This window comes from Clostridia bacterium, assembly GCA_036562685.1.
GTDB lineage: Bacteria > Bacillota > Clostridia > Christensenellales > DUVY01 > DUVY01.
In genome coordinates this window covers 1-8,015 of sequence record DATCJR010000198.1, presented here as the reverse complement: position 1 = coordinate 8,015, position 8,015 = coordinate 1, and the positions used below count along the sequence as shown (strand labels likewise).

Sequence of the window (8,015 nt, the reverse complement as noted above, 5' to 3'; positions counted from 1 at the left end):
GCCTTTTTTATTTCAAGCATATTTAGTCCTTCATCAAAAGTGTCATGATCGCCTTTTGAACATGCAATCTGTTTTCTGCCTGTTCAAAAACTACGCTAGCAGGCGAATCTATTACATCAGCTGTCACTTCTTCTTCGCGATGAGCGGGCAGGCAATGCATAAAGACAGCTTCCTTTTTTGCTTTTTGCATAATACTTTGATTAATCTGATAGGGCATCAGTGCCTTATACTTCTTTTCGTCTTGCTGCTGTCCCATGCTAAAAAATACATCTGTATAGATAACATCGGCGTTGACAGCGGCTTGATTTAGGTCATCAGTTATAGTAACTTTGCCGTATTTTTGAGCTTCTTCGACCACTTTCAAGTTTGGCTCATAACCTTTTGGTGTGGCGCAAACGATTTCTACGCCTGTTTTTGCGCATGCCAAAATCAAGCTGTTAGCGACATTATTGCCGTCACCAGAAAATACAAGCTTTAATCCATCCAGATGTCCAAAGATTTCATATATGGTCATAATGTCGGCAAGAGCTTGACAGGGATGAAAATCATCAGTAAGTCCGTTGATTACAGCAAAATCTCCATAACGAGCAAGTTCTTCAACATCAGATTGCAAAAATGTTCTTATCATTACCCCGTCAATTCCATAACGAGAGAGAGTTTTTGCGGTATCGTGTATGGTTTCGCCTCTTCCTAATTGGATATCTGACGATGATAAAAACAATGCATGCCCGCCTAATTGTCTGATTCCTTGTTCAAAGCTGACACGAGTACGAGTGCTTGACTTTGAGAAAATCATTGCCAAAGTTTTATTTTTTAGCAAGGGTTTGTTAATGCCTTTTTTGTATAAATGCTTTAATTTTATACTTAAAGCAACAATTTCATAAATTTCTTCAGGTGAATAATCCATCAAATTAAGCAAATGCTTATGATTAATTTTTTCTTTTGGACGATATTGACTGATATCCATCATTTTACCTCTTGAATATTTTTTAACACAGAATCTAGACAATCAACCATACTGTCTATCTGTTCATTTTCTATTATTAGCGGCGGGCAAAATCTTAATGTATTGCTACCGCAACCAATAATAATATAACAGTTTGACAACATATTGTCTATTATCTCTTTTGATTTTACACTATTCTCTAGTTCAAGTCCTATAAGTAAACCAAGACCTCTGACATCTTTTACAACTGAATATTTTTTGAGTGATTTTAGTTTATTCAAAAAATATTCGCCGGTATTTTTGGCGTGTTCTATTAAACCGTTTTTTAGTTTTTTCAAAACAACAAGTGAAGCCGAGCAGGCCAAAGGGTTTCCGCCAAATGTACTGCCATGATCGCCTTTGGAAAAAGCGTCTGCACATTTGCCTCTTGCAAGAATTGCTCCAATTGGAACACCGCCGCCCAAGCCCTTCGCTAAGGTTATAATATCAGGTACAATGCCGTAATGCTGGTATGCAAACATTTTGCCTGTACGCCCCATGCCTGTTTGAACTTCGTCTATTATAAGCAAGAGGTCTTTCTTTTTGCAAAGTTGATATACTTGTGTGATATATTCTTTTTCTGCGACAAAAACGCCGCCTTCGCCTTGAATAACTTCAAGCATTATTGCGCCTGTTTCATCGTTAACTGCTTTTTGAATTGCGTTAAAATCATTAAAAGGCACATGCACAAACTTTTCTGGCAACGGGGTAAAAGGCGCAGAATATTTTGACTGACCTGTTGCTGCCGCTGTAGCTAGAGTTCTGCCATGAAAAGAGTTTTTGGCTGTAATTATAACGGGCTTTTTGATGCCCAGATTGTAATAGTATTTTCTTACCAGCTTTATGGCGCCTTCATTGGCCTCAGCACCGCTGTTGCAGAAAAAGACCTTGTCAAAATCAGTGCCTTCGATAAGTTCTTTTGCGCATTCTGCTTGAAGAGGTGAATAATATAGATTGCTAAGGTGTATGATGTTTTTTGCTTGTTGTGAAATTGCGTTTACAAGGTCAGGATCGTTATGCCCTAGACAATTGACAGCAATTCCTGCTCCAAAATCCAAATATTCTTTATTATTTATGTCGTACAGCTTGCAGCCTTGCCCATGAGTAAAGCATACATCTGCACGATTAAAAACGGGCATATAATATTTGTTATCAATTTTCTTTATATCTTCAAAAGTCATTTTATCACCATTGTTCCTATACCTTTATCGGTAAAGATTTCTAATAAAATAGGGTGGGGTGTTGTTCCGTTGATGATATGCACTCTAGAAATACCTTGTTCTATTCCTTTTATGCAACTCATAACCTTAGGAATCATTCCCCCTGAAATTTCACCGTCGTTTATCATCTTTTTGATTTCGTCTGCAGTGATAATAGAAATTAAGGTAGAAGGATCATTAGGATCTTTTCTTATTCCGTCTATATCTGTAAGATATATCAATTTTTCAGCGCCGATCCTTGCTGCGATTTCGCTGGCTACCATATCGGCATTAATATTGTAAGCTTCGCCGTTTTTATCAGTGCCTATTCCGGCGATAACAGGAATAAACTCATCATTGGAAAGTTTATTTAATAATGATGTGTTAATATTAGTTATCTCGCCCACAAACCCTAAATCTACTCCGTCTGGAGAGTTGTATTTTTTAACTTCTATAAGCTGTGCGTCTTTGCCGCTAAGTCCAATTGCTTTTACACCTAAAAGATTAAGCCTGCTTGTAATATCTTTGTTTATCTTACCGCTCATAACCATTTGAACAACTTCCATAGTGTTTTTGTCAGTTATTCTTAAACCGTTATGAAATTTTGAAGGAATATTAAGCAATTTTAGATATGCGTTTATTTCAGGGCCGCCGCCATGAACCAATATGGGATTTACGCCTACAATCTTTAGCATGGCAATGTCCTGCATAATGGTGTTGATTATGTTTTCATCTTGCATAGCATTTCCGCCATATTTGATTACTACGGTTTTTCCGGACAGCGCATGTATATAAGGTAATGCTTCGCACAGAACATTAGCTTTTTCTATAAGTTTTTGCATATCTTGATTGTCGTCATTAAATATAATGTTGCTTTGCATAAATTTTTCTCCTAAATAAGTCCCGTGGTTTCATCCAAACCAAACATAATGTTCATATTCTGAACCGCTTGACCGGATGCACCTTTAACCAAATTGTCAAGTATGCTTATTATTATCAATAGATTGTTCTTTTTGTCTAATCTAAAGCCTATAAAAACATTATTGGTGTTAGTTATCCATTTTATTTGAGGCAAATCTTTTGTGATGTTAATAAAAGTTTCATTGCCATAATACTTGTCATATAAGTTATAAATTTCGCTTTCATCAACATGTTTTTTTAAGGGAGCGTATATTGTGCTCAAAATTCCGCGGTTAATTGGAAGAAGGTGGGGTGTAAAGCAAACCTTAACATCTTTTTGAGTGTTAAGACTCAAAACTTCTTCAATTTCTGAAGTGTGCCTATGAGTAGTAACTCCATAAGCCTTGAAACTCTCGTTTACTTCTGTAAAATTAAGGTCGATATCGGCTTTTTTGCCGGCTCCGCTCGTTCCGCTTTTTGAATCGATAATTATTCCATAAGATTCTACCAAGTCTTCATTAATTACAGGATAAAGCGGTAAGATGCTTGATGTAGTATAACAGCCAGGATTGCCTACCAAAGATGTCTTTTTTATTTTTTCACGGTTTATTTCGGGCAAACCATAAACCGCTTCGTCTAATAATTCGGGCGCTGCATGATTAACCTTATATGTATTTTGATAAATATCCAGACTTTTGTATCTAAAGTCAGCAGACAAATCAATAATCTTGACGCCTTTATAATATAGTTTGGAACATAATTCACTGCTCGCAGCATGGGGCAAACAAGAGAAAACGACATCCATTTTGGATAATTCTTCAAGATCAGGTTCGCTAAAAACCTTATCTTTTAGCTGAGTTAGATTAGGATACACTTCGGTAACCTTTTTTCCTTGCTCACTTCGGCTTGATAATATTTTTATGTCAGTTTCTTTGTGTTTGGACAAGATTTTCATAAGTTCGGCGCCTGTATAACCATTGGCACCAAGTATTCCAACATTAATCATATATATTCTCCTTGATTATTCAAATTATAATATAAAATGAATAATTATGCAACTAATTGTATATAAATTTATAAGCGTTTTAATTAATATGTTATTTCTATATTTTTTGTGCAATTTAGATAATTTAAAAATTAAATTTTGTTTAGAATACAGATGTTAATTTGTCCTGTAATGTTGTATTATATTAGCATAGCAAATAATATATTTGGAGGAAAAAATGGCAAGTGTATCATTAAGACATATCTACAAGATATATCAGGGCGGCGTAAAAGCTGTTAGTGATTTCAACTTGGAGATACAGGATAAAGAATTTATAGTTCTTGTAGGTCCTTCTGGTTGCGGAAAATCTACCACACTTAGAATGATTGCAGGACTTGAAGAAATATCCGATGGTGAACTTTATATCGATGGTCGTTTAGTTAACGATGTTGAACCTAAAGATCGTGACATAGCAATGGTTTTCCAGAACTACGCTTTGTATCCTCACATGACAGTTTATGATAACATGGCATTTGGTCTTAGACTTCGTAAAATGCCCGCTGCAGAAATTGATTCAAGAGTTAAAGAAGCAGCTAAGATTTTGGGAATCACAGAACTCCTTAGCCGTAAACCTAAGGCTTTGTCAGGTGGACAAAGACAGCGTGTTGCATTAGGTCGTGCTATCGTTCGTGAACCTAAGGTTTTCTTGTTGGATGAACCTCTGTCAAACTTGGACGCAAAACTTCGTGTTCAAATGAGAACAGAAATTACAAAATTACATAACAGACTGGCTACAACATTTATTTACGTTACCCATGACCAGACAGAAGCTATGACAATGGGTACTCGTATCGTTGTTATGAAAGACGGTCTTATTCAACAATGCGATACTCCTCAAAACTTGTTTGACAGACCTTGCAATATGTTCGTAGCTACCTTTATTGGTACACCTCAAATGAACTTGTTCAAGGCAAAGCTTGAAAGAAGCGGCAAGAATTTGATTGTTAAGTTTGGAAATAACACAATCGAATTACCCGAATCAAAATCAAAACTTCTTACAGATGAATCATATATCGGCAAAGATGTTGTATTTGGTGTAAGACCTGAAGATATTCATGATGAAGAAATCTTCATTGCTTCTTCTCCTAAGACAGTTATTTCTGCTGAAATTGATGTTATTGAAAAACTTGGTAACGAAACAATCATGTACACCAAGGTTGACGGAAAAGAAGATTACACAGTAGCAAGAGTTGATGCAAGAACTCAAGCTTCAGCTGGCGATGTTGTTAAACTTGCTATTGATGCTAATCACATCCATATGTTCGATCCTGAAACAGAACTTTCTATTTTGGGCGTTCCTCAATACAATTTCATAACTGCACAACTTAGCGAAAAAGACGGCAAATTGTCAGCTAAGTTTGGCAACAACGTTATTGAATTTGGTGAAGGCTCAGCTAAACTTCTACTCAATCCTGAATTAGCAAAGGGTGAAGCTTTATTAGGAATTAAGCCTGAAAGTGCATATCTCGTTACAGATGAAACTCAAGATTTCGTAATGGAAGCTGAAGTTGATTTTGTAGAAGATGCAGAAGTTTATAAAAACGTATATCTCAAGATTGACGGAAAGAAAGACTTGTTTGCAGTAAGAACTGCTCCCGATGTTGCAATCAGCGGTAAGAGCAAGGTTAAACTTGCTGTTAAGGTTGACGAAATAGTATTCTTTGATCCTGCTACTGGCGCTAGAGCATCAAGCTCATTAGAAGTTCCTGTTTATAACGAATTTGAAGGCGAAGTAGGCGCTGTAACAAAAGGAAATACTATTTACACCGTAACCGTTGCAGGCAAGAAAGTTGTTTATCCTGAATATGTTAAGGTTGCACAAAACGCTGTAGGTACTAAGGTTGCTGTTAAGATTAATCCTAAGAATGTAGTATTCAACAAGGCGCAAGTTGCAGCAGCTAAAAACGTATTCAAAGGTGTTGTACGCGCAGTTGACAATACAGGAACAGAAGCAATTGTTTTGGTACAGTTAGAAGGCTCTGGCGAAGCATTCTTTGCAAGAGTTTCACCTGACTTTAATGTTCCTGTTGGCGCTAAGGTTAAACTTGGTGTTAAGTCAGAAAACTTTGAATTGTTTGACAGTGAAGGCAAAAGCCTTATGGAAGTAGCTGCACCTGTTCAAACAGAAGTTGCTGAATAATTAGATAATTAATTTTAAGACTGTCCCTTTTTATTTAGGGACAGTCTTTTTTATTTGGTATTTTATAATCTATCGAAATATGGTATAATTAAGAAAAGGAGGAGCGTTTATGGGAATAGAACAGGATTATGATGACATAATTGAAAATAAGGATATTATTTGTCCTAATTGCGGCTCATCCGAAGTAGTGTTAACCTCATATGAAGATGACTTGTATCTGTGTACAGATTGCGGTCAGGTTTTTGATGCTAAGATACAAAAAGATGATGATTTTTAATTAACTATTGGCAAAACATTAAAAACACCGCCTGTTTAGAGGCGGTGTTTTTTTATAATATCAAGAAATTTTATTAGACATTTTCAGCGTGAGCTTTTTGTGAAGTGCGTTTTCTTTGAAAATTAGTTACTAATTTATAAAGTCCAAACATTATTAAGAACGGCAAGAATAATTGACCAAGTACCACTACGGGAGAGTATAGTAATTCGCCAAAAATCTGAACTATGATATAAGTCGGAGCACCAGCCAAAGGCACTTCTATAAACATATAATTGGCATCAAAAGCTTTATTGGCTATGATTGCAGCTACCGTTAATGACAATAACAAAATAGTAGAATAAAGAATATCCTTTATCTTTGGAATATAATGTTCTGTTGTCAATACCAACAATCCGCAATAAATCATTACTGCATGGAATACAAGGGTATGTATCCCCAAAAAGTGATAAACAGGATAATATTTCAACGCGGGAGAATAGAGCATTCCAAAAAATCCAGCAACTACTCCGCTCATCAAGCTAGAATTACCTATAAGTTTGAGGGCAGGCTTTTTTGAAAATCCTGCAAATATTGAAGAATACAAAAACAAACTGCAAAAATAAATCGGAAGTCCATTTTTCCATGAAAGATCTCCGATCGCATAGGTAACCAAAATCTTAGTTGCTTCTGCTATCCATGCAATTATACATAATATTCTTATTTGCAACAGTGTAGATTTTGGGAAAAACCTGTTGCTTATACATAGCATGACAACAATAACTGCAAACAAAAGAAAAAGTGTAACAAGATGCTGAAAGGAAAAATATCCAATTTCTTTAAAATCAATAGAAAGAATATTATTCAAATTCACAAACCTACTCCTTTTTATATAGTTTAACTTTAAATCTTTATATTGTCAAACAATATAATATTAAGTTGTAAATATTGGTATATGAAAAGAAAACATATATGATATAATAACTTTATATAATTAATACGACCAAAGGATTAGACAAATGAGTGATTATTTGCATTCATTGAAGTTTTTAAAAAAACATATTGATTTTACTGCCAATACTGCAATAGTGCTTGGTTCGGGCCTTAATGATATTGCAGACAAATATTTTGAAAAAAAGGCCGAAATTAATTATAAGGATATACCTGATTTTCCTACGCCTACTGTAAACGACCATAAAGGAAAACTTATAGCCGGGTATTTTGATAAAACTCCTTGTTATATTTTACAGGGTAGAGTACATTATTATGAAGGAAACTCAACTCAAAAAGCTGTAATTCCGATAAGACTTATGCATTTAATGGGCGTAAAAAACATTATATTGACCAATGCTTCAGGTGGCATAACTTTTACACCTGGTGAAATAATGCTAATAAAAGACCATATTTTGTTTAATGTGCCTTCTCCGCTTATAGGAAAAAACGATGACAGCTTTGGAATTCGTTTCCCGGATATGACATATATGTATGACGCT

8 protein-coding genes and 1 pseudogene are annotated in these 8,015 nt (G+C 35.3%); 4 read left to right on the top strand and 5 right to left on the bottom strand.

The genetic code is table 11. The features are described 5' to 3' along the window. Positions 1 to 22: 22 nt before the first annotated feature. The 4 genes from argF to argC are packed head-to-tail and all read right to left on the bottom strand — an operon-like array spanning position 23 to position 4,090. Complete coding sequence (gene argF / locus VIL26_08630; GenBank protein HEY8390990.1) at positions 23 to 967, bottom strand: ornithine carbamoyltransferase; 945 nt, start codon at positions 965 to 967, stop codon at positions 23 to 25. After that, complete coding sequence (locus tag VIL26_08625; GenBank protein ID HEY8390989.1) at positions 967 to 2,166, bottom strand: aspartate aminotransferase family protein; 1,200 nt, start codon at positions 2,164 to 2,166, stop codon at positions 967 to 969. The genes argF and VIL26_08625 overlap by 1 nt, the downstream gene beginning before the upstream one ends. Further along, entirely contained in the window at positions 2,163 to 3,065 is a 903-nt protein-coding gene (gene argB / locus VIL26_08620; GenBank protein HEY8390988.1) for an acetylglutamate kinase, read from the bottom strand. Before argB ends, VIL26_08625 begins: the two co-directional genes overlap by 4 nt. Before the next feature lie 11 nt (positions 3,066 to 3,076). Continuing rightward, the gene (gene argC / locus VIL26_08615) at positions 3,077 to 4,090 is read right to left on the bottom strand and encodes an N-acetyl-gamma-glutamyl-phosphate reductase (GenBank protein ID HEY8390987.1); all 1,014 of its coding nucleotides are present in this window, start codon (positions 4,088 to 4,090) and stop codon (positions 3,077 to 3,079) included. Between the two features lie 217 nt (positions 4,091 to 4,307). On the opposite strand from argC, the pseudogene ugpC reads away from it, so the two are divergent. The 3 genes and pseudogenes from ugpC to VIL26_08600 all read left to right on the top strand — a co-directional run bounded on the left by ugpC (position 4,308) and on the right by VIL26_08600 (position 6,546). Beyond that, positions 4,308 to 5,420 (top strand): annotated as a pseudogene (gene ugpC, locus VIL26_08610) (sn-glycerol-3-phosphate ABC transporter ATP-binding protein UgpC). 204 nt (positions 5,421 to 5,624) lie between these two features. Then, positions 5,625 to 6,269: a TOBE domain-containing protein gene (locus tag VIL26_08605; GenBank protein ID HEY8390986.1), complete on the top strand. Its 645-nt coding sequence runs from the start codon at positions 5,625 to 5,627 to the stop codon at positions 6,267 to 6,269. Between the two features lie 109 nt (positions 6,270 to 6,378). Further along, on the top strand, positions 6,379 to 6,546 hold the full coding sequence (locus VIL26_08600; GenBank protein ID HEY8390985.1) for a TFIIB-type zinc ribbon-containing protein: 168 nt from the start codon (positions 6,379 to 6,381) through the stop codon (positions 6,544 to 6,546). A 73-nt stretch (positions 6,547 to 6,619) separates the two neighbouring features. Here VIL26_08600 and VIL26_08595 read toward each other — a convergent pair whose 3' ends face one another. Beyond that, on the bottom strand, positions 6,620 to 7,396 hold the full coding sequence (locus VIL26_08595) for a YwaF family protein (GenBank protein HEY8390984.1): 777 nt from the start codon (positions 7,394 to 7,396) through the stop codon (positions 6,620 to 6,622). Positions 7,397 to 7,541: 145 nt separating this feature from the next. On the opposite strand from VIL26_08595, the gene VIL26_08590 reads away from it, so the two are divergent. Continuing rightward, positions 7,542 to 8,015: purine-nucleoside phosphorylase (locus tag VIL26_08590; protein HEY8390983.1), on the top strand; the 474-nt coding region annotated here is incomplete at its 3' end.

What these genes read in the sequence shown, in the direction of transcription:
- VIL26_08605 (HEY8390986.1), top strand. Translation starts at nt 5,625, where the DNA reads ATGGAAGCTGAAGTTGATTTTGTAGAAGATGCAGAAGTTTATAAAAAC.
- argF (HEY8390990.1), bottom strand. Translation starts at nt 967, where the DNA reads ATGGATATCAGTCAATATCGTCCAAAAGAAAAAATTAATCATAAGCAT.
- VIL26_08625 (HEY8390989.1), bottom strand. Translation starts at nt 2,166, where the DNA reads ATGACTTTTGAAGATATAAAGAAAATTGATAACAAATATTATATGCCC.
- argC (HEY8390987.1), bottom strand. Translation starts at nt 4,090, where the DNA reads ATGATTAATGTTGGAATACTTGGTGCCAATGGTTATACAGGCGCCGAA.
- VIL26_08600 (HEY8390985.1), top strand. Translation starts at nt 6,379, where the DNA reads ATGGGAATAGAACAGGATTATGATGACATAATTGAAAATAAGGATATT.
- argB (HEY8390988.1), bottom strand. Translation starts at nt 3,065, where the DNA reads ATGCAAAGCAACATTATATTTAATGACGACAATCAAGATATGCAAAAA.